Here is a 19,779-nt window from a genome sequence, read left to right as displayed (position 1 = left end):
CCAGAACAGTAAAACCAAGGCCTCAACGGTATGCCAAAAATAAAAATGCCGTTCACCTTAAGTGAACGGCATTACACCCTAGGGTTCCTTTTTTGTTGCCTTATGGGAGGGCTAAAGGCAACAAAAAATACGACTTTACGGGCACAGTTCAAAAAGCTGGCAGCATTCTACTGGCCATTATTGATTACCATCTACTTAGGGGGGAGCTTATGGACGATGAGCTGGGGCGTAACCTGGATTGTTTGGCCTGTAGGAGCAGTACTGTTCATCGCCTTAGTTGGGCTAATGGAGTTACTCGATAAAGACGAGGCGCACAGTGCAGATTGATTAAAATTTAGATTGAGTATTGCTATGGATTCATTTGAAGATTGGCTCATTTTAGGCAAAAAGTAGCTTACCACGGCGAATATGGCGAAGCCATGTGCTAATAAGCGAGAGCTAGGGATAGAGAACTGGCCGTTAAACACGGATGTTATTGGAACACAGAGGACACGAAGAAAAGCAATATCCGAGGCCGTGAAAGCTCTTCATCTTTACCTCCGTGAACTTGGTGAAAGCGCAGCGCTCCGTGGTGAGACTTGCTCTATTTAGATATAGCGACTCTTTTTCTTAGATTGATTACGCATGAGCACCTACAGACATCAATTACCCAAAATAAATGTTATCAGTCTTCATTCGAAGGCTAACCAACTTTGGGGCATTTTCAAGTCAGAAAACTAACTCTTCAGCCCAAATCGAAGAAGAAAATTAACCAGTGCAGATACGAATGAAGCCGTCGAAAACAGGGATGTTTTCGTTGAGCCTACAAGGATGTACTTGAGGCGTGCTTCAGCAGTGTCTGTACATACCCCGCTGGAGGCGATTGATAGCCATGAAGCTATAAGTTCAAACACTCTACTTGGTAACACCAACCCAAAATAAATGTAATTAAGCCTTCATTCGAAGGCTAACCAACTTTGGAGAAAAAGCTATTCACCACAGAGGACACGGAGATCACGGAGAAGAGCAACAATCGAGGCCTGTTAAGCTCTTCATCGTTAACTTTATCTTTAGCTATAGCTCCGTGAACTTGGTGAAAGCGCAGCGCTCCGAGGTGAGATTAGTGCTTTGTAAAAAAAGATGTAAATGCTAAATGTATGCGTTAGGTAAACACACTTTGGGGCATTTTCAAGCTAGATAGCAAACCACTACGGCCTAATAAACACACCAATTATCCCGTGTAGATACAGCTGCGGGCTTCGGTTTCAGGGTGAGGTATCTCAAAGAGATACTCTTCGAACGAGAGGCAGGATGCCGAACTGGCCTTTAAACATGGATGTTGTTTGTCATCGCAGAGCTTACAGGGATTGTACTTGCAGCGTCTCGCAGCAGTGTCTGCACATAAGGTCGTTCCTTCACATCCATGTGAACACGACATTCGGACGTCCTGTCCAGCACCCGCTGCAGGCGATTGATAACTCTAAAGCGACAATTGAGAACTCGCTTCCCCGTAGCAACTACCCAAAAAATGTAATCAGCCTTCACTTGAAGGTAAACATGTTTTGGGGCAAAAGTGAGTTACGACACTTATAGATAACACCAAGTACCCATCTGAGCCGTTAGGCGATTTTTATTGGAGTATGAGGCCCGTATCTAATGCATGTAACTTCACCGCTGTAAGCTCGGATGTGGTGCGAAGCGCCACGACGTTAATGTTCAAACGAAGTTTAAACCGCTATCCTTCAAGCGGAGCTTAACCCTAAGGTTATTAGCTAACCTCAACCACAGTTGAAGTCACACTACCATCTCGCAGACGCGTAGTTAGCGTGTCACCAATACGGGTATCACTCGGTGATTGCACCACTTTACCTTCACCGGTTAAGGTTATGCTGTAACCACGACTTAATGTGGCTAATGGGCTCACAGTGTCTAACTGCTGCGCTCGATGGACGAGACGCTGCTCACTCATCTTTAACTTATCAATCATGGCGTTATTTAACTTAGCGCTCAGATAACTTAAACGCTGGGTTTCAAGGTCAAGTCGATGTTGTGGTGACTGATTCGCTAAGCGATTACTTAAGTTCTGCTGCTTTAAGGTATAAGCATGTAACTTGGTTTGCATGGCTTGCTGTAAGCGTAACTGCATTTCATCGAAGCTTTGCTCATACATCTGTAGGCGGCGCTGCGGATCTTGCTTTTGCAGGCGGTGCTCGGTTGACTGTAGCTGGCTTTGCTTTTTTAACTGGTAATGCAGCCAAGCCTGCTTTAGGCGTGAAAGCTGTGATAACAGTTTTTGCGCTTTGTTGTCGGCATCTTTTGATAATAGCTCGGCGCCAGCAGAAGGCGTTGGCGCGCGAAGATCGGCCACATAATCACTGATGGTCATATCCACTTCATGGCCAACAGCTGATACCACCGGAAGACCACTGTTATAAATAGTGTGGGCTAAACCTTCGTCATTAAAGCTCCATAAATCCTCGAGTGAGCCACCACCGCGAGTCACCAGTAAAACGTCTACCTCGCTGCGGGCATTAGCCAGATTAATGGCATCGCAAATACTTTTTGCGGCGTCAGTGCCTTGTACAGGAGTGGGGTAGATGATGACTTCAATTGATGAGTCGCGGCGTGCCAGTACATGCAAAATATCGCGAATCGCAGCGCCAGTAGGTGAGGTCACCACACCGATTTTTTGGATATTTACAGGCAGTGGGCGTTTAGTGTCGCTGGCAAATAAGCCCTCGGCGGCAAGCTTCATCTTTAACGCTTCATATTGCTGGGCGAGCAGGCCATCACCTGCAGGCAGCATAGATTCAATTAGCAGTTGGTAGTCACCGCGAGGCTCATACACACTGATATTGCCTTTTACTAAAACCTGTTGGCCGTTCGCTGGGCGAAAGGTCACGGCCTGGTTACGGCCTTTAAACATGGCGCAGCGAATTTGTGAAAAATTATCTTTGAGGGTTAAATACCAGTGGCCAGAGCCCGGCGCTGCAAAGTTTGAAATTTCAGCATTTAGCCAAATTCGGCCAAGCTGCCCCTCTAAAAGTTGTCTAACTTCGCCGTTGAGGCGAGAGACGGTATAAACATCGTTTTTTGGGCTTTTCATAATTTTTTTACACACAAATGCGAATTAGTGTCTATTTTCCATTTACCAACCCATATATGCAAGGTATAATCTCGCCGCAATATTTCACCTCTAATTCCTACTCTCTTGGGGAGATGTTGCATGTTAAGATTGAAAAAAGAAGCGTTAACTTTTGATGATGTGTTGCTGGTTCCAGCGCACTCTACCGTCCTCCCAAATACTGCTGTGTTAAAAACACGCCTGACGAATAAGATTGAGTTGAATACTCCAATCGTGTCTGCTGCTATGGATACCGTTACCGAAGCTCGTTTAGCGATTGCGATTGCGCAAGAAGGTGGCTTAGGTTTTATTCATAAAAACATGACGATTGAGCAACAAGCTGAAGAAGTTCGCAAAGTAAAAATTTACGAAGCGGGCATCGTTCAGCAGCCTGTAACCGTGACCCCTACAACGACGTTAGCCGAGCTTAAGGCGCTAACTGAGAAAAATGGTTTCGCTGGCTATCCAGTCGTCAACGATGCACACGAATTAGTGGGTATTATTACTGGCCGTGACGTACGTTTTATCACTGACTGGTCACGTACGGTTGATCAAGTGATGACACCTAAAGATCGTCTAGTCACCGTACTAGAAGGGACTAAACTTGATGAAGTTCAAAAGCTAATGCATTCTCACCGCGTTGAGAAAGTGTTGGTTGTTGACGACAACTTCAAGCTTAAAGGTCTTATCACTGTAAAAGACTTCCAAAAAGCAGAGCGTAAGCCTAATGCATGTAAAGACGAGTTAGGTCGTTTACGTGTTGGTGCAGCTGTTGGCGCTGGTCCTGGTAACGAAGAGCGTGTTGATGCACTTGTACTAGCAGGTGTTGATGTGTTGCTTATTGACTCATCGCACGGGCATTCTGAAGGCGTTTTACAACGTATTCGTGATACTCGCGCTAAATATCCAGATTTACAAATCGTTGGTGGCAACGTAGCGACAGCTGAAGGTGCACTTGCACTGGTTGAAGCCGGTGTTAACGCGGTTAAAGTGGGTATTGGTCCAGGGTCAATCTGTACGACACGTATCGTAACTGGTGTAGGCGTACCGCAAATTACTGCAGTATCTGACGCCGCAGCTGCTGTTAAGCACCTTGATATTCCGGTTATCGCCGATGGCGGTATTCGCTTCTCTGGTGACTTAGCGAAAGCATTAGCAGCGGGCGCATCGTGTATCATGGCAGGCTCTATGTTCGCTGGTACTGATGAAGCACCGGGCGAAACTGAGTTATATAACGGCCGTGCTTATAAGTCATACCGCGGTATGGGCTCACTAGGCGCCATGACACAAACTCAAGGTTCGTCTGACCGTTATTTCCAAAGTGATAACGCAGCAGACAAGCTGGTACCTGAAGGTATTGAAGGTCGCGTAGCTTACAAAGGTAAGTTAAAAGAGATCATTCACCAGCACATGGGCGGTTTACGTTCATGTATGGGCCTAACGGGTTGTGCAACAATTAAAGAACTAAATGAAAAAGCGGAATTTGTGAAGATCACTGCAGCTGGCATGGGCGAGTCTCATGTTCACGATGTAACGATCAGCAAAGAAGCGCCTAACTATAGCACTCGTTCTTAATTCGTATTTTAGATATTAAAGGCGACAGTTGATGTCGCCTTTAAATTAAGCCAAGTAGAAGGTCCGCAGAGCACTCACTGCTTGGTTAGTTAACAATGAAAAAATAGAGATAAGGTACCCCATGAGCAACATTCATGAGCATAAGATCCTCATTTTAGATTTTGGATCGCAATACACTCAGCTAATCGCCCGTCGTATTCGTGAAATCGGTGTGTATTGTGAACTTTGGGCTTGGGATGTTTCTGAAGAGCAAATTCGTGAATTTGCACCCAACGGCATTATCTTAGCCGGTGGCCCAGAAAGTGTTACCGCTGAGAACTCACCACGCGCTCCAGAATATGTGTTTAACGCTGGCGTTCCTGTTCTAGGGATCTGTTACGGCATGCAAACCATGTCTGAGCAGCTTGGTGGTAAAGTAATTCAAGGCGTTGGCGAAGGTGAATTTGGTTATGCACAAGTAGAAGTGCAAACTGAGTCTTTACTTTTCAAAGCCATTGAAGACGCAGTAAGCGAAACGGGCAAGCCACTACTTGACGTGTGGATGAGCCATGGCGACAAAGTGTCTGCTATCCCAGAAGGTTTTGTTGCTGTTGCTAAAACTGAAACGTGTCCGTTTGCCGCTATGGCCAATGAAGACAAGCAGTTCTACGGCGTTCAGTTCCACCCTGAAGTGACTCACACTCGCCAAGGTAAGCGCATGCTTGAACATTTTGCGCTAGAAATTTGTGCTTGTGCTGCAAACTGGAAACCAGCTTCAATCATTGAAGATGCGATTGAGCGCTTAAAAGCACAGATCGGTGATGACGAAGTTATTCTAGGTCTATCAGGTGGTGTTGATTCATCTGTGGTGGCAATGCTGCTACACCGCGCGATTGGTGACAAGTTAACGTGTGTGTTTGTTGATAACGGCTTACTACGTCTTAACGAAGCTGAGCAAGTGATGGAGATGTTTGGTGACCACTTTGGTTTAAACATCATTCACGTTGACGCTGAAAACCGTTTCTTAGATGCAATGGCTGGCGAAGCGGAACCTGAAGCTAAGCGTAAGATCATTGGCCGCGTATTTGTTGAGATCTTCGACGAAGAATCTAAGAAATGCGTTAATGCTAAATGGCTTGCTCAAGGCACTATCTACCCAGACGTGATTGAGTCTGCTGGTAGCGTAACGGGTAAAGCGCATTGCATTAAGTCTCACCATAACGTTGGCGGTTTGCCAGATGATATGGAAATGGGTCTGGTTGAGCCACTGCGTGAACTGTTTAAAGATGAAGTACGTAAGATTGGTCTAGAATTAGGCCTGCCATACAATATGCTTTATCGTCACCCGTTCCCAGGACCTGGTCTTGGTGTGCGCGTACTAGGCGAAGTGAAGAAAGAATACTGTGACTTGCTACGTTTAGCCGATGCGATTTTCATCGAAGAGCTACACAAAGCTGACCTGTATAACAAAGTTAGCCAAGCATTTACTGTGTTCTTACCAGTGCGTTCAGTTGGCGTAATGGGCGATGGCCGTAAGTATGATTGGGTTGTATCGCTTCGTGCGGTAGAAACTATCGACTTTATGACGGCGCATTGGGCACATCTACCTTATGATTTCCTAGGTCGTGTATCTAACCGCATCATTAACGAAGTCGACGGTATTTCACGTGTGGTTTACGATATTTCTGGTAAGCCACCTGCAACGATTGAATGGGAATAAAGGCTAAGGCCTAACCCTAAAACGTTCAGACTAATACCGATGAGAAAGGCGCGCACATAGCAATATGAGCGCGCTTTTTTATTGGGCATTATTTGTCTAAAGTTAGTCACGCTTCTAATATAAATAATAAAGGGACTTATATGTATTAAAAGGAGTTTGCCTATGCGCTATAGAGCTGAAGTAGATGGATTAAGAGCGTTAGCGGTGATCCCCGTTATTTTGTTTCATGCAGGCTTTAGCGCGTTGAGTGGTGGCTTTGTTGGGGTAGACGTGTTTTTTGTGATCAGTGGTTACTTGATCACCAGCATTATTTTAACTGAACTTGAATCTAATCGATTTAGTATTATTAATTTCTATGAACGCCGGGCGAGAAGGATCTTACCGGTACTCTTCTTCGTGATCTTAGTGTGTATTCCTTTTGCCTGGCTTTGGTTAATGCCGCTGGATCTTAAGGACTTCTTTCAAAGCATTATTGCCGTTGCAACGTTTTCATCTAATATCCTTTTTTGGCTAGAAAGTGATTACTTTGACACAGCTGCTGAGCTCAAGCCTTTGCTGCACACATGGAGTTTGGCGGTTGAGGAGCAGTACTATATCTTTTTCCCGCTGCTGCTAATGTTCCTATGGGGGAGAGGAAAACGGGTTATTCTTGGGGCTTTGGCGATTATTTTCCTGCTGAGTTTATCGTTAGCCCAGTGGGCTGCTTACAATGCACCAACAGCGAATTTTTACTTGTTACCGACCCGAGGTTGGGAGTTATTAATTGGCGTTTTCGCGGCTTTTTTCTTAAATCAGCAGCAGGAGCTCCCCCAGTGGATGTCGCCAAAGCTTAATAATTTTGTGAGTCTATTTGGGTTACTGCTGATTTTATTTTCCGTATTGACCTTTGATTCAAGGCTCCCTTTTCCCAGCGTTTATGCTTTAGTTCCCACCGTTGGTACAGTGTTAATTATCGTATTTGCTCAACAAGGGACTTGGGTTCAGCGATTTTTAAGCTACAAGCTTTTTGTTGGTGTCGGCCTGATAAGCTATAGCGCTTATTTATGGCATCAACCAGTGTTTGCATTGGTAAAGTACCGCAGCTTTACCGAACCCTCTCATGAATTGATGCTATCGCTGTGTCTGGGTGTTGTTGTGTTGTCGTATCTGAGCTGGCGTTTTGTCGAGATCCCTTTTAGAAATAAGCAGGCCTTTAGCCGCAAATTCATTTTTGTCAGCGGTGGCGTACTGACTGCGTTGTTTGTGGTTGCGGCAGGTATTGCGGATAGTAAGCATCTCTATAGGTCAAACGAGGCTTATTTGGATCTAATGGTTAAATCTTATCAGCCTGATAACCGAGAGTTGGGGGCAAATAGTTGGGACTATTTACGCGCATTGAGTGGTAACCAAGATTACGGCGTGGATAAGAACCTCTATGACAGAACTCAGTGGTTTGACGCTGATGACGACAGGCAACGATTATTAATTGTTGGTAACTCTCACTCTAAAGATCTATTTAACGTGCTGTCGAGCAGTGAAGCGAGTTTAGCGCAGTTTCAATTAGCTCGCTTTGGCACTGAAATCGGTCATATCGATGAGTCATTTTTTAGTTCGCCTAACTATCGCTTAGCCGATACGATTATGTTGGCCTCACAGTATAAACCGCAGGATTTGCCGCAGATAGAAACGTTAGTGACGCGTTTGATAAAAGATAATAAAAAACCCATTTTAGTAAAAAATATCTATGAATTTGAAGAGTTTGGTCAGCGTACTTATGCCGACTTTCTGTTCCATCTTTTAGTAAAAGATCGTGGGGCTAATAATATTTCAAGCTTAGATATCTCAAAGATTAATCAAAAGCACTTTGAGCAGTTCTCGCACCGAGAGGTTAAGTTGTTTACTCAAGAAGCCAACCACACTCTTACTACGCTTGCAGACAAATACCCTCGCGTGACTCTGTTAGACCGAATGGATTATGTTTGTAATAAACATAAGCAAACTTGCTACGCTATTGATGATGACTACCAGAAGTACTTCTATGACTATGGCCATCATACTGTGGCGGGGGCGATGTTTTTTGGCGAGCGAGTTGATGAGGTAAAGTGGCTAGGCAGTATCTAGTGGCTTATTTGTGCGATTGATGTCACCCATAATATTTTGAGGCTGATATTTTGAGGCTAGTATCTAGAGCTAGTATTTAAATCCTAGTATTAGAGCCTAGTCTCTAGCACCAGAGTGTGATGAAAATTACCGATAGATAACTCGAAGGGTTTAAAGCTTGATATAATCGCGCCTCATGCAATCAAGCTAAGATTTTAAATAGTACGGTTAGCAGTATTTATAGGTTTTAGATAAAGGTTAGGGGCGTAAATTGTCACAAGAGCAGCAAGATATTCATTTCATGAAGATGGCGATGGATATGGCAATAAAGGCGGAAGAGAGAGGCGAAGTACCAGTCGGCGCGGTACTGGTTAAAGACGGTGACGTTGTCAGTGCTGGTTTTAACTTTAGTATCGGTTTGCATGATCCTAGCGCCCATGCCGAAATGCAGTGTTTGCGCCAAGCCGGGCAGATAATGCAGAACTACCGTTTACTCGATACCACCCTGTACGTAACTTTAGAACCCTGTGCCATGTGCGCTGGGGCTATTGTGCATTCAAGAGTGGGTCGATTGGTCTTTGGTGCTAAAGATGAAAAAACCGGCGCTGCTGGTACGGTTATCGATATTGTGCGTCATAGCGCGTTTAATCATCAGGTTGATGTTACATCAGGCGTGCTTGAAACTGAGTGTAGCGAGCAGCTCAGTGCTTTTTTTAGGCGCCGTAGAAAAGAGATCAAAGTGGCCAAGGCGCTAGCCAAACAGCAGGCTTTACAGTCTGATGCTAAGGGTTAAAAAACGCATCTTCTGCGGGTTTAATAAAAACAAAAAACTGCTTTTGTCTATTCAGTACTTTTTGGTGGCGTGTTTTCAATTGACTACGACGACGCGCTGCAACATTGTTAATTGTTCTTTTTCTCATATTTGCCTCACTTACATTGATGCGGTAGACATTTCTTAAATGGGTGTTGTTGATGCTGGCTAATCTTTTATTCACTGTTTAATTGTATTATTAATCTCCCTAAATGAGAGAGATTAAGCAATGTACCTTATCTTAATTTAGGTTTATCAAGTTGTAGTGTAAAAGTCTACGTGAGTGTTATTAATCTTTGATTAAATGAAGTGTTTGATTGAGTTTAAGCCGATATCTGACTTTTGCTGACGAGTTTTACTGAGCAGGGCTGTTAATTTGTAAAAGGCTGTTTATTGGCTCAAGGCTGTTTATACGCTCAGGGCTGTTTATTGGCTCAGGGCTGTTTATTGGCTCAAGGCTGTTTATACGCTCAAGGCTGTTTATTGGCTCAAGGCTGTCTATTGGCTTAAGGCTGCTGCGGCTGTGAAACGTCAAGCTTAGGCTCTTGAGTTTCGGCTGTTTGGAGGGGCTTTTTCTTGAGCTCAAGTAAGCTATTTTGATTATCAATCCACACTAAGGTGTCGTAATAACGACGAATGCTATCAACATAATGCACCGCCTCATTACCACGGGCATAACCGTAGCGGGTTTGCTTGTAGTACTGACGTTTTTGTAGCAGTGGTAATATGGTTTTTACATCACTCCATGCGCTCGGGTTTAACCCCTGAGCCTGAGCAAGCTTTCTGGCATCCTCAACATGGCCAAGGCCAATATTATAAGAGGCGAGAGCAAACCACATCCTTTGGCTTTCAGGAATCGAATCTGGCAGGCGCTCGAGCATGCTAGTCAGGTATTTCGCCCCCCCTTTAATACTTTGGTATGGGTCGAGTCGGTTTTTAATTCCAACCTGTTTTGCTGTCGGCAAGGTCAGCATCATTAAACCACGTACACCAGTGGGTGAGCGAGCATTAGGGTTCCAGTGCGATTCTTGATAGGCAGTCGCGGCCAATTTACGCCAGTCTATATCGCCAGCATGTTTTTCAAAGGTCGCCTGATATTTGGGTAACTTATTATCAATCGCGCGAATAAAAGCACGAGTATCAACATAATCAAAGCGCTCAACATGGGCAAAGTATTTTTCGTCAAGGTGAGCTAAGGTACCGTCACGCTTCTCTTTATGCCAAAACGCAAGGAGTTCGCTCATCAGCTTGTCACTATTGTTCGCAGGTAACAGCCAAACCACAGGTTGCTTACGCTTAAGAATTAATCCTTCACGCAGTTCTGGCATAAAACGTCTGTTGATATCGAAACTGGTAGAGTCGGCAATCGTATAGGGAATATCACCCGCGGCAATCATCATGAGTAGCTCTTCAGAATCTTTGTCTTTTTCTTGATTCCAGACTAAATCGGGATTGGATTTTTGCAGCTCTGTTAAGGTGTCGACAAAAGACGAGTCAGTCGTCACTGTGATTTTGCCATCAAGATGATTAATGTTTTTTGGCACAGGCGTACCTTGGCGATAGACCAAGACCTGATTAACACGATAAAGCGGTGGTCCAACTCTAAATTGTTCTCGCCTTGCTGGCGTATCTCCAAGACCTGCGGCGATGATATCAATTTCACCACTTCGCATCGCAGCGTATAGCTCACTAATCGTGGCGTAGGGCTGCATCTTTAATTCGAGATTAAGATACTTAGCAAAGCGCTCTGCCATCTCATAATCGTAGCCAGAATCGCCTTGGCCAGAGGTAAAGAAGATCTGTGGACCATATATGGTACCCACATTTAACTCAGTCGGTTCAGGGACAAAGACTGGCTTTTCTTGTTCCACGACAACCTTCTGGCAGGCAGCCAGTAAGGTGATACAGCATAGAATAAGTAACAGTCTTTTCATGGGTTATTTTTGTTAGCGCTTAACTTAAATTATAAGGAATATAAAGAAATAGCCGTCGATTATAACACATTCTTGGTTGCCGTAAAAAAATGGCATATTTGCTGTTGCTGTTAGATCCAGTATGAACCTAAATTGTTTTTTTGCTGGAAATCAGCGCATTCAATAGCAAATAAAATCGAGGCGCTTTTTCCTGTACAGGAAACACTGTTTTCTATAGCGACTGCTGATGATTTGTGACAAACATTTCCCTATAATAGCGCCAGATCTGACCCTGCAATTATAATATATAAGGTGAAAAGACGTGATGGAGATCATCCGCGGAGCCCCTGCACTTTCGGCGTTTAGAGTACAGAAGCTGATGCAAGCTTGTGAATCGGCAGCACTGCCAGTGCGCCAAATCTATGCCGAGTTTATCCATTTAGCTGATTTGAACGAGCAGTTAAATGAAAATGAAAGTCAACAGCTTGAAAAAATCTTAACCTACGGCCCCGCTATCGAAGCGCACACGCCAGAAGGCTATCTCCACTTTGTCACCCCCCGTCCCGGTACCATCTCTCCTTGGTCATCAAAAGCAACAGATATCGCCCACAATTGTGGTCTGAATAAGGTTAAGCGCCTAGAGCGTGGTATTGCCTATTATGTTGTGGCCGACGAGTTATCTACCGAACAAACTAAAGCGTTAACGGCGCTATTACACGACCGTATGGTTGAAGTAATGTTGCCAAATTTTGATAGCGCTAGCGTATTGTTTGCTCGCACTGAGCCGGCAAAGTTCACCAGCGTTGATGTGCTTGGCGAAGGTCGAGTTGCACTTGAGCAAGCTAACACTAAGCTAGGCTTGGCATTAGCCGATGATGAAATTGACTATCTAGTAGAGAACTTTACTCGCCTAGGTCGTAACCCAAATGACATCGAGCTAATGATGTTTGCTCAAGCAAACTCAGAGCATTGTCGTCATAAAATCTTTAACGCAGATTGGACAATCGATGGTGAAGTGCAGCCAAAGTCTTTGTTTAAGATGATTAAGAATACCTTCGAGAAGACCCCTGAAAACGTATTATCGGCTTATAAAGATAACGCTGCGGTAATGACAGGCTCAACAGCCGGTCGCTTCTTCCCGAAACAAGATGGTGTTTATGGCTACCACACAGAGCCGATGCACATCTTAATGAAAGTTGAAACCCACAATCACCCGACAGCTATTAGCCCATACCCTGGTGCAGCAACGGGCAGCGGCGGTGAAATTCGTGATGAAGGCGCGACAGGTCGAGGCTCTAAGCCAAAGGCCGGTTTAACAGGCTTTAGTGTTTCAAACCTTAAGATCCCAGGTTTTGTTCAGCCATGGGAAGCTGATTACGGTAAGCCAGATCGTATCGTAACCGCACTTGATATTATGACCGAGGGCCCACTTGGTGGCGCAGCGTTTAATAACGAATTTGGTCGCCCAGCCCTAGTGGGTTACTTCCGCACTTACGAGCAGGAAGTTAACAGCCACAACGGTGTTGAAGTTCGTGGTTACCACAAGCCCATTATGTTGGCGGGTGGTTTAGGTAATATCCGTGAAGAGCATGTACAAAAAGGTGAGATCACCGTTGGCGCTAAGCTAGTAGTGCTTGGCGGCCCTGCGATGAACATCGGTTTGGGCGGCGGCGCGGCGTCATCAATGACTTCAGGTCAGTCGAGTGAAGACTTAGACTTTGCTTCTGTGCAACGTGAAAACCCAGAGATGGAACGCCGTTGCCAAGAGGTTATCGACCGCTGCTGGCAGATGGGTGATGACAATCCGATTCAGTTTATCCACGATGTGGGCGCGGGCGGCCTATCAAATGCATTCCCAGAGCTTGTGAATGATGGTGAACGTGGCGGTAAGTTTGAGCTACGTAAAGTGCCCTCTGATGAGCCAGGCATGAGCCCATTAGAAATTTGGTGTAACGAGTCACAAGAGCGTTACGTGATGTCAATTGCGCCTGAAAACATTGAGCTGTTCAGCGCAATTTGTCAGCGTGAGCGCGCTCCATTTGCAGTTGTTGGCGTAGCGACGGAAGAAAAAGAACTTGTCCTTAGCGATGAGCACTTTGAAAACCACCCAATCGATTTGCCACTAGAAGTGCTATTAGGCAAAGCGCCTAAAATGAGCCGCGATGTGGTGAGTGCTAAAGCTAACTCTGCCGCGCTTGACCAAAGCGCGATTGAAGTTCAAGAAGCGGCGCACCGTTTACTGCGTTTACCTACTATTGCCGAGAAAACCTTCCTTATCACTATCGGTGATAGAACGGTAACAGGCCTTGTTAATCGTGACCAAATGGTTGGCCCCTGGCAGGTACCAGTGGCTGATTGTGCGGTTACTGCATCAAGCTATGACTCATACACAGGTGAAGCGATGTCTATGGGTGAGCGCACGCCGCTTGCACTACTGGACTTTGGCGCATCAGCGCGTATGGCAGTTGCTGAATCAATCTTAAACATTGCTGGTACTGATATTGGCTCGTTTAAGCACATTAAACTGTCTGCAAACTGGATGTCACCAGCGGGTCATCCAGGTGAAGACGCGGGTCTTTACCAAGCAGTAAAAGCCATTGGTGAAGAGCTTTGCCCTGATTTGTCTTTGACTATCCCAGTGGGTAAAGACTCAATGTCGATGAAAACGGCATGGGAAGATAACGGCGTTCAAAAGACCGTGACCTCTCCTATGTCGTTGGTTATCACCGCATTTGGAGTGGTGCAAGATGTGCGTAACACTGTCACGCCAGAGCTTCGCACCGATAAAGGCGAAACAGACCTGTTACTGCTTGACCTTGGTCTTGGCCAGAATCGCTTAGGTGGCTCTTGTTTAGCTCAGGTTTACAGTGAACTGGGCGATATCGCGCCAGATCTTGATAACTCTGCCACCCTAAAAGGCTTCTTCGAAACCATTCAGCCAATGATTGCCGATAAATCAATTATTGCGTACCACGACAGAAGTGATGGCGGTCTTTACACGACCTTAGTTGAGATGGCATTTGCCGGCCACACCGGTCTAAATGTTGACTTGAGTGCACTAACAGGTACTGACGTTGAACGTCTGTTTAACGAAGAGCTAGGTGCGGTTATTCAAGTTCGTCGTCAAGACGCTGCGATTATCACTGAAAAGTTTGCTGCGGCTGGCGTACCTTGCCACAAAGTTGCAGAGCTTAACGATAGCGACAGCATTGCAATCTTTGATGGGATGCGTGAAGTACTAACTGAAACCCGTACTTCACTACGCACTATTTGGGCTGAAACCACTTATCGCATGCAGGCGTTACGTGACAACCCAGAGTGTGCTAAAGAAGAGTTCGAGCTTAAGCAAGACGCTAGCGATTTAGGTCTAACTGTTGATTTAAGTTTTGACCCAAGTGAAGACGTTGCCGCGCCATTTATCCTAAAAGGCGCAGCGCCTAAGATGGCTATTTTGCGTGAGCAGGGCGTTAACTCGCATATTGAAATGGCAGCGGCATTTGATCGCGCAGGTTTCGAGGCGACAGACGTTCACATGAGTGACATCTTAAGCGGCCGCATTAGCTTAGAGGAGTTCCAGGGCTTAGTGGCGTGTGGCGGTTTCTCTTACGGTGACGTACTGGGCGCGGGGGAAGGCTGGGCTAAGTCAATTCTGTTTAACGAGCGTGCTCGTGAGCAGTTTAGCCAGTTCTTTGAACGTAATGACAGTTTCTCACTCGGTGTATGTAACGGTTGTCAGATGCTGTCTAACTTAAAAGACATCATTCCTGGTACTGAATTGTGGCCACACTTTGTGCGTAACCGCTCTGAGCGTTTTGAAGCCCGCTTTAGCCTAGTTGAAGTGCAAAAGAGTCCATCTTTGTTCTTCCAAGGTATGGAAGGCTCTCGCATGCCTATCGCTGTGTCACATGGTGAGGGGCGCGCTGAGTTTGCATCGCCTGAAGCGTTAGCGGCTGCAGAAGCGTCGGGTACGATTGCACTACGTTATGTTGATGGTAATGGGCAAATTGCAACTCAGTATCCACAGAACCCGAATGGCTCGCCAAATGCGATTACTGCATTGAGCTCAACTGACGGTCGAGTAACGATTATGATGCCGCATCCCGAGCGCGTATTTAGAACCGTTGCTAACTCATGGCATCCTGAGTCTTGGGGCGAAGATAGCCCTTGGATGAGAATGTTCCGCAACGTGAGAAAATCAGTCGGATAATATGCATCAATGCTGATGTAATACTGATTTGATACTAAGAAAGCCTCTAATATTTAGGGGCTTTTTTTTATATGAAATTTTTGATGGGTAAGTGTTTTAGTAAACAAGATTGACTAAACAAGAGATTAGTGGTTGTTTAGTCAATCATGGAATACTAATTTAATGTGTTTTGGCCTAGTCAGAGCAGCTTTATCGATAAGCAGAGGTTATTAGTAGTCTTTGAAAGTAGTGGGCTTTTTTCGATGAGGTACGAGAATAATGAGTGAAGCATAAAAAAGCCCCCCTTATTACTAAGGAGGGCCGCTTTGCGCTAACAAAACTTCAAGATAAATCTTGCATTAGAAAGCAGTGTTTATAGCTCTCTAGAAGTATAAAGTTCAACGAAAACACGCTGATAGCTAACAACTAGACGCTCGAATAATTTTGTCATAATGGTATCTCCACCAAGATTGATAATAATAAGCGGAGTAAGTCTTTACCGGGCTACATCACCGGGTTAATCAGACTGTCTCCTTAACTTGGTGCTCATTTTAGGCGAGGTCTAATTTTTGATCAAACGAGAAAAATTACACTTTGACATTATTAAAACTTATCCGAAAATGTAGGCCTTGAAATCAATTTCCGCAGGCTTTTTTGTAAGGTGTTGTTTTAAATGGCTTTACTATAGAAATTCAATTTTTGCATTACCTATTTGCACTATGATTACTGTTGCTGGGTTTGTTAAAGAATGGTGTTTTGCAAGGTTAGGTGTGAAATAGCTGCTTATTAGCTAAAACTGTCTACTTTGTTCACTTTTGAATCGTTCCTACCATGAGTGTTTTATGCTGTCAACGGTCTTCATGGTGGAACTGTGTGCTTCACCTCAAAACCCGTTGAAACCGAATGCTTTGATTGATTTGAATCAATTTTGAATGGTATAAAAACACTGCGGATAACCTTATTTCGTATTGCAAGTGACTGATATTAACTAATTTGTTTATTCTTTATTTGCGTTTTCGAGAAGGAAGTCACAACGGCCATTAAAAATGTGATCGCAAGCGTGGGCTTGCTAGTGTTTTTGGCTTTAAAATACAAAATTTATGAATTAAACAACGAAGCGCGGTTGAAGTTGGGGTTTTGTTATAAAACCTAACTATTTTACTGCATTAATATTCCTATATAGGCAGTCACTCTCGTTGATGGGGATCTAACGAAAGTGATTTGACGCACCACCTAAGGAGTCACAAATGATTTTAGAAGAGGTTGTTGAGCTGTCGCGTTTTCAGTTTGCGATGACAGCCATGTATCACTTCCTATTTGTTCCCTTGACCTTGGGGTTAGCATTCTTGCTAGCCATTATGGAATCACTTTATGTGATGACCAATAAGCAAATCTATAAAGATATGACCAAGTTCTGGGGTAAGTTATTCGGTATCAACTTTGCACTTGGCGTTGCAACTGGTTTGGCGATGGAGTTCCAGTTCGGAACTAACTGGTCATACTATTCGCACTACGTCGGTGACATCTTTGGTGCTCCACTTGCTATCGAAGGCCTAATGGCGTTCTTCCTAGAGTCTACCTTAGTCGGTATGTTCTTCTTCGGTTGGGATCGTTTCAGTAAACGCCAACATTTGGCGGTAACCTGGTTAGTTGCGCTAGGTTCTAACATGTCAGCATTGTGGATCTTAGTGGCTAACGGCTGGATGCAAAACCCAGTGGGTAGCACATTCAACTACGAAACCATGCGTATGGAAATGACCAGCTGGGGCGAAGTACTCTTTAACCCAGTTGCGCAGGTGAAGTTTGTTCACACTGTAGCGTCAGGTTATGTTGCCGGTGCGATGTTCGTTCTAGCAATCAGTGCTTACTACATCTTGAAGAAGCGTGACTTACCATTTGCACGTCGCTCGTTTGCGATTGCTGCAAGTTTCGGTATGGCATCTATCTTGTCTGTAATCGTTCTTGGTGACGAGTCAGGCTACAAGGTGGGTGAAGTACAACGTGTTAAGTTAGCAGCAATTGAAGCTGAGTGGCACACTGAGCCTGCTCCAGCAGCCTTTACTGCAGTAGGTTTCCCTAATCAGGAAACCCAGCACACTGATTACGCAATCAAAATTCCTTATGCTATGGGTATCATTGCCACTCGTTCACTTGATGAGCAAGTAACGGGTATCAAGGACTTAATTGCAGAGCATGAAGTGCGTATTCGTAACGGTATGGTTGCATACGGTCTGCTTGAGCAATTGCGTAACGGTAATGAAACGCCTGAAGTTAGAGCGGCATTTGAAGACGCTAAAGTTGACTTAGGTTATGGCTTACTACTGAAGCGTTACACTGACAAAGTGACTGACGCAACAGAAGAGCAAATCAAAGCCGCGGCTAATGACTCGATTCCAAACGTAGCACCTATGTTCTGGTCTTTCCGTGTCATGGTTGGTGCCGGTATGGTGATGTTATTAGTGTTTGCTGCTGCATTTTGGCAGAGCACGCGTCATCAAATCGAAGAGAAGAAATGGGTTCTTAAAGCGGCACTTTACAGCTTACCACTACCGTGGATTGCGATTGAGTGTGGTTGGTTTGTGGCTGAATACGGCCGTCAACCTTGGACGATTTCTGAAGTACTGCCGACATTTATGTCAGCCTCTAGCTTGTCTGTAGGCGATTTAATGTTCAGTATTATTTCTATCACGCTATTTTATTCAATCTTACTAGTGATTGAGCTTTATCTAATGATTAAGTTCGCGCGTATTGGCCCAAGCTGTTTGAAGACGGGTCGCTATCACTTTGAAAAGCTTGATGCCTAAACTGGAGATCTGATTATGTTTGATTATGAAATGTTAAGATTTATCTGGTGGGCACTGATTGGTGTGCTTTTCATCGGATTCGCTGTCACAGATGGCTTCGATATGGGTGTGGGTGCCTTATTACCGATTATCGGTAAAGACGACACTGATCGCCGTATCATGATTAACTCTATTGCACCGCATTGGGATGGTAACCAAGTTTGGTTGATCACCGCGGGTGGTGCATTGTTCGCAGCTTGGCCTATGGTCTACGGCGTGTCTTTCTCAGGTTTCTACGTGGCAATGATGTTAACACTGTTTGCATTATTCCTACGCCCTGTAGGTTTTGACTACCGTTCAAAGATTGAAGATCCAAGATGGCGTAAGTCTTGGGACTGGGCACTGTTTGTGGGTGGTTTTGTTCCGCCACTAATCATCGGTGTTGCGTTTGGTAACTTGCTACAAGGTGTTCCGTTTAACTTTGACGAATACTTGCGTGCGACATACCACGGCGGTTTCTTCGGTTTACTAAATGGCTTTGGTATTCTAGCTGGCCTAGTGAGCGTGAGCATGTTTATGCTACAGGGCTCAACCTGGCTACAAATGAAGACAGAAGGCGAGCTACGCGAACGCGCTGCTAAGATGTCGCAGTTGCTATCTGTAGCACTATTCGTATTCTTCGGCGCTGCGGGTGTGTGGTTAGTGAATGGTATTGACGGTTACGTGATTACTTCAGCTATCGACACGTATGGCGTTTCTGACCCAACCCTTAAAACAGTTGCTGTTGAAGCAGGCGCTTGGTTAGTGAACTACGATAAGTATCCACTGACTATGGCGTTCCCAGTGATTGGCCTACTTATGCCTATTTTAGTATTGCTATGTAGCCGCATTAACCGTTCAGGTTTTGCGTTCTTCTTTAGCTCAGTAGGTATTGCAGCGGTTATTCTAACGTGTGGCGCAGCAATGTTCCCATTCGTTATGCCATCTTCACTAGAGCCAAACGTCAGTTTGACTATGTGGGATTCGACAGCGAGTGAGATGTCACTAACCGTGATGACATGGGCTGCAATCATCTTTGTACCGATTGTACTTAGCTACACTGTTTGGACTTACTTGAAGATGTTTGGTCGTTTATCTCGCGACTTCATCGAAAAGAACAAGACCTCACTTTACTAATAGGAGCCTAGATTATGTGGTATTTTGCTTGGATTTTAGGCGTATTGTTAGCCTGTTCTTTCGGTATTATCAATGCTCTATGGCTTGAAACGACTGAGAATATGGACCGTGACGCTGAAAAAGAAGATTAATCTTTAAACAGTTGAATGGTTAAGTATGAGCCCCGCTAATGCGGGGCTTTTTGTTTTTAAAGAAGGTAGAAACAGGTGCTAGGGAAAGCAGGTTCTAGGAGCTAGGAAAAGCTGAGACGGTGAAAGCAAAGACGATGAAAGCGGAGCGGCCTACGGCCTTACGCTTGACGGAACGTTCGCTGGCTCACTTACGGAAAGCTAAGATGATACGAGCTAAGATAATACGAGCTAAGATGATGCAAGCTAAAACGGTATAAGCTGGGTAGGTAAGGAGTAAAGCCTAACTCTTGTTTATTGTAGGTTGAGCCTCAGCCCATCAATCT

The 19,779-nt window shown here is 44.9% G+C and carries 12 protein-coding genes; 9 read left to right on the top strand and 3 right to left on the bottom strand.

From position 1 onward, the window contains the following. The first annotated feature begins 30 nt into the window (after positions 1–30). On the top strand, positions 31–327 hold the full coding sequence (locus tag ACVBIU_RS12800) for a hypothetical protein (protein ID WP_447163898.1): 297 nt from the start codon (positions 31–33) through the stop codon (positions 325–327). A 1,420-nt stretch (positions 328–1,747) separates the two neighbouring features. Here the strand turns inward: ACVBIU_RS12800 and xseA are convergent. Beyond that, positions 1,748–3,085: an exodeoxyribonuclease VII large subunit gene (gene xseA, locus ACVBIU_RS12795; RefSeq protein WP_447163899.1), complete on the bottom strand. Its 1,338-nt coding sequence runs from the start codon at positions 3,083–3,085 to the stop codon at positions 1,748–1,750. A gap of 120 nt (positions 3,086–3,205) precedes the next feature. Here xseA and guaB point away from each other — a divergent pair, with 120 nt between their 5' ends. From guaB to tadA, 4 genes are all read left to right on the top strand, one after another. Continuing rightward, positions 3,206–4,678, top strand: coding sequence for an IMP dehydrogenase (guaB, locus tag ACVBIU_RS12790; protein WP_447163900.1), 1,473 nt, complete (start codon positions 3,206–3,208; stop codon positions 4,676–4,678). 121 nt (positions 4,679–4,799) lie between these two features. Continuing rightward, positions 4,800–6,377: a glutamine-hydrolyzing GMP synthase gene (guaA, locus tag ACVBIU_RS12785; protein ID WP_447163901.1), complete on the top strand. Its 1,578-nt coding sequence runs from the start codon at positions 4,800–4,802 to the stop codon at positions 6,375–6,377. 162 nt (positions 6,378–6,539) lie between these two features. Further along, the gene (locus tag ACVBIU_RS12780; RefSeq protein ID WP_447163902.1) at positions 6,540–8,477 is read left to right on the top strand and encodes an acyltransferase family protein; all 1,938 of its coding nucleotides are present in this window, start codon (positions 6,540–6,542) and stop codon (positions 8,475–8,477) included. A 250-nt stretch (positions 8,478–8,727) separates the two neighbouring features. Next, positions 8,728–9,249, top strand: a complete 522-nt coding sequence (gene tadA / locus ACVBIU_RS12775) for a tRNA adenosine(34) deaminase TadA (RefSeq protein WP_447163903.1) — start codon at positions 8,728–8,730, stop codon at positions 9,247–9,249. Here tadA and ACVBIU_RS12770 read toward each other — a convergent pair. Next, the gene (locus tag ACVBIU_RS12770; protein WP_447161200.1) at positions 9,239–9,376 is read right to left on the bottom strand and encodes a hypothetical protein; all 138 of its coding nucleotides are present in this window, start codon (positions 9,374–9,376) and stop codon (positions 9,239–9,241) included. The two genes, tadA and ACVBIU_RS12770, sit on opposite strands and share 11 nt — an antisense overlap. A 397-nt stretch (positions 9,377–9,773) precedes the next feature. Beyond that, a complete protein-coding gene (mltF, locus tag ACVBIU_RS12765) occupies positions 9,774–11,201 on the bottom strand; it encodes a membrane-bound lytic murein transglycosylase MltF (RefSeq protein WP_447161201.1) in 1,428 nt (475 codons plus the stop codon). A gap of 304 nt (positions 11,202–11,505) precedes the next feature. Between mltF and purL the strand changes: the two genes are divergently transcribed. The 4 genes from purL (at position 11,506) to cydX (ending at position 19,456) form a co-directional block, all read left to right on the top strand. Further along, positions 11,506–15,387, top strand: coding sequence for a phosphoribosylformylglycinamidine synthase (purL, locus tag ACVBIU_RS12760; RefSeq protein WP_447163937.1), 3,882 nt, complete (start codon positions 11,506–11,508; stop codon positions 15,385–15,387). Positions 15,388–16,613: 1,226 nt separating this feature from the next. Further along, positions 16,614–18,170 (top strand): cytochrome ubiquinol oxidase subunit I, encoded by a 1,557-nt coding sequence (locus tag ACVBIU_RS12755; protein WP_447161462.1) that lies wholly within the window; start codon positions 16,614–16,616, stop codon positions 18,168–18,170. Positions 18,171–18,185: 15 nt separating this feature from the next. Next, complete coding sequence (gene cydB / locus ACVBIU_RS12750; protein ID WP_447161461.1) at positions 18,186–19,325, top strand: cytochrome d ubiquinol oxidase subunit II; 1,140 nt, start codon at positions 18,186–18,188, stop codon at positions 19,323–19,325. A gap of 14 nt (positions 19,326–19,339) precedes the next feature. After that, complete coding sequence (cydX, locus tag ACVBIU_RS12745) at positions 19,340–19,456, top strand: cytochrome bd-I oxidase subunit CydX (RefSeq protein WP_447161460.1); 117 nt, start codon at positions 19,340–19,342, stop codon at positions 19,454–19,456. Positions 19,457–19,779 lie beyond the last annotated feature (323 nt).

Source organism: Shewanella sp. 30m-14 (genome assembly GCF_052977125.1).
This window is presented reverse-complemented; position numbering and strand designations above follow the sequence as displayed.

What these genes read in the sequence shown, in the direction of transcription:
- cydB (WP_447161461.1), top strand. Translation starts at nt 18,186, where the DNA reads ATGTTTGATTATGAAATGTTAAGATTTATCTGGTGGGCACTGATTGGT.
- xseA (WP_447163899.1), bottom strand. Translation starts at nt 3,085, where the DNA reads ATGAAAAGCCCAAAAAACGATGTTTATACCGTCTCTCGCCTCAACGGC.
- ACVBIU_RS12770 (WP_447161200.1), bottom strand. Translation starts at nt 9,376, where the DNA reads ATGAGAAAAAGAACAATTAACAATGTTGCAGCGCGTCGTCGTAGTCAA.
- cydX (WP_447161460.1), top strand. Translation starts at nt 19,340, where the DNA reads ATGTGGTATTTTGCTTGGATTTTAGGCGTATTGTTAGCCTGTTCTTTC.
- guaB (WP_447163900.1), top strand. Translation starts at nt 3,206, where the DNA reads ATGTTAAGATTGAAAAAAGAAGCGTTAACTTTTGATGATGTGTTGCTG.
- ACVBIU_RS12780 (WP_447163902.1), top strand. Translation starts at nt 6,540, where the DNA reads ATGCGCTATAGAGCTGAAGTAGATGGATTAAGAGCGTTAGCGGTGATC.
- mltF (WP_447161201.1), bottom strand. Translation starts at nt 11,201, where the DNA reads ATGAAAAGACTGTTACTTATTCTATGCTGTATCACCTTACTGGCTGCC.
- ACVBIU_RS12755 (WP_447161462.1), top strand. Translation starts at nt 16,614, where the DNA reads ATGATTTTAGAAGAGGTTGTTGAGCTGTCGCGTTTTCAGTTTGCGATG.
- guaA (WP_447163901.1), top strand. Translation starts at nt 4,800, where the DNA reads ATGAGCAACATTCATGAGCATAAGATCCTCATTTTAGATTTTGGATCG.
- purL (WP_447163937.1), top strand. Translation starts at nt 11,506, where the DNA reads ATGGAGATCATCCGCGGAGCCCCTGCACTTTCGGCGTTTAGAGTACAG.
- ACVBIU_RS12800 (WP_447163898.1), top strand. Translation starts at nt 31, where the DNA reads ATGCCAAAAATAAAAATGCCGTTCACCTTAAGTGAACGGCATTACACC.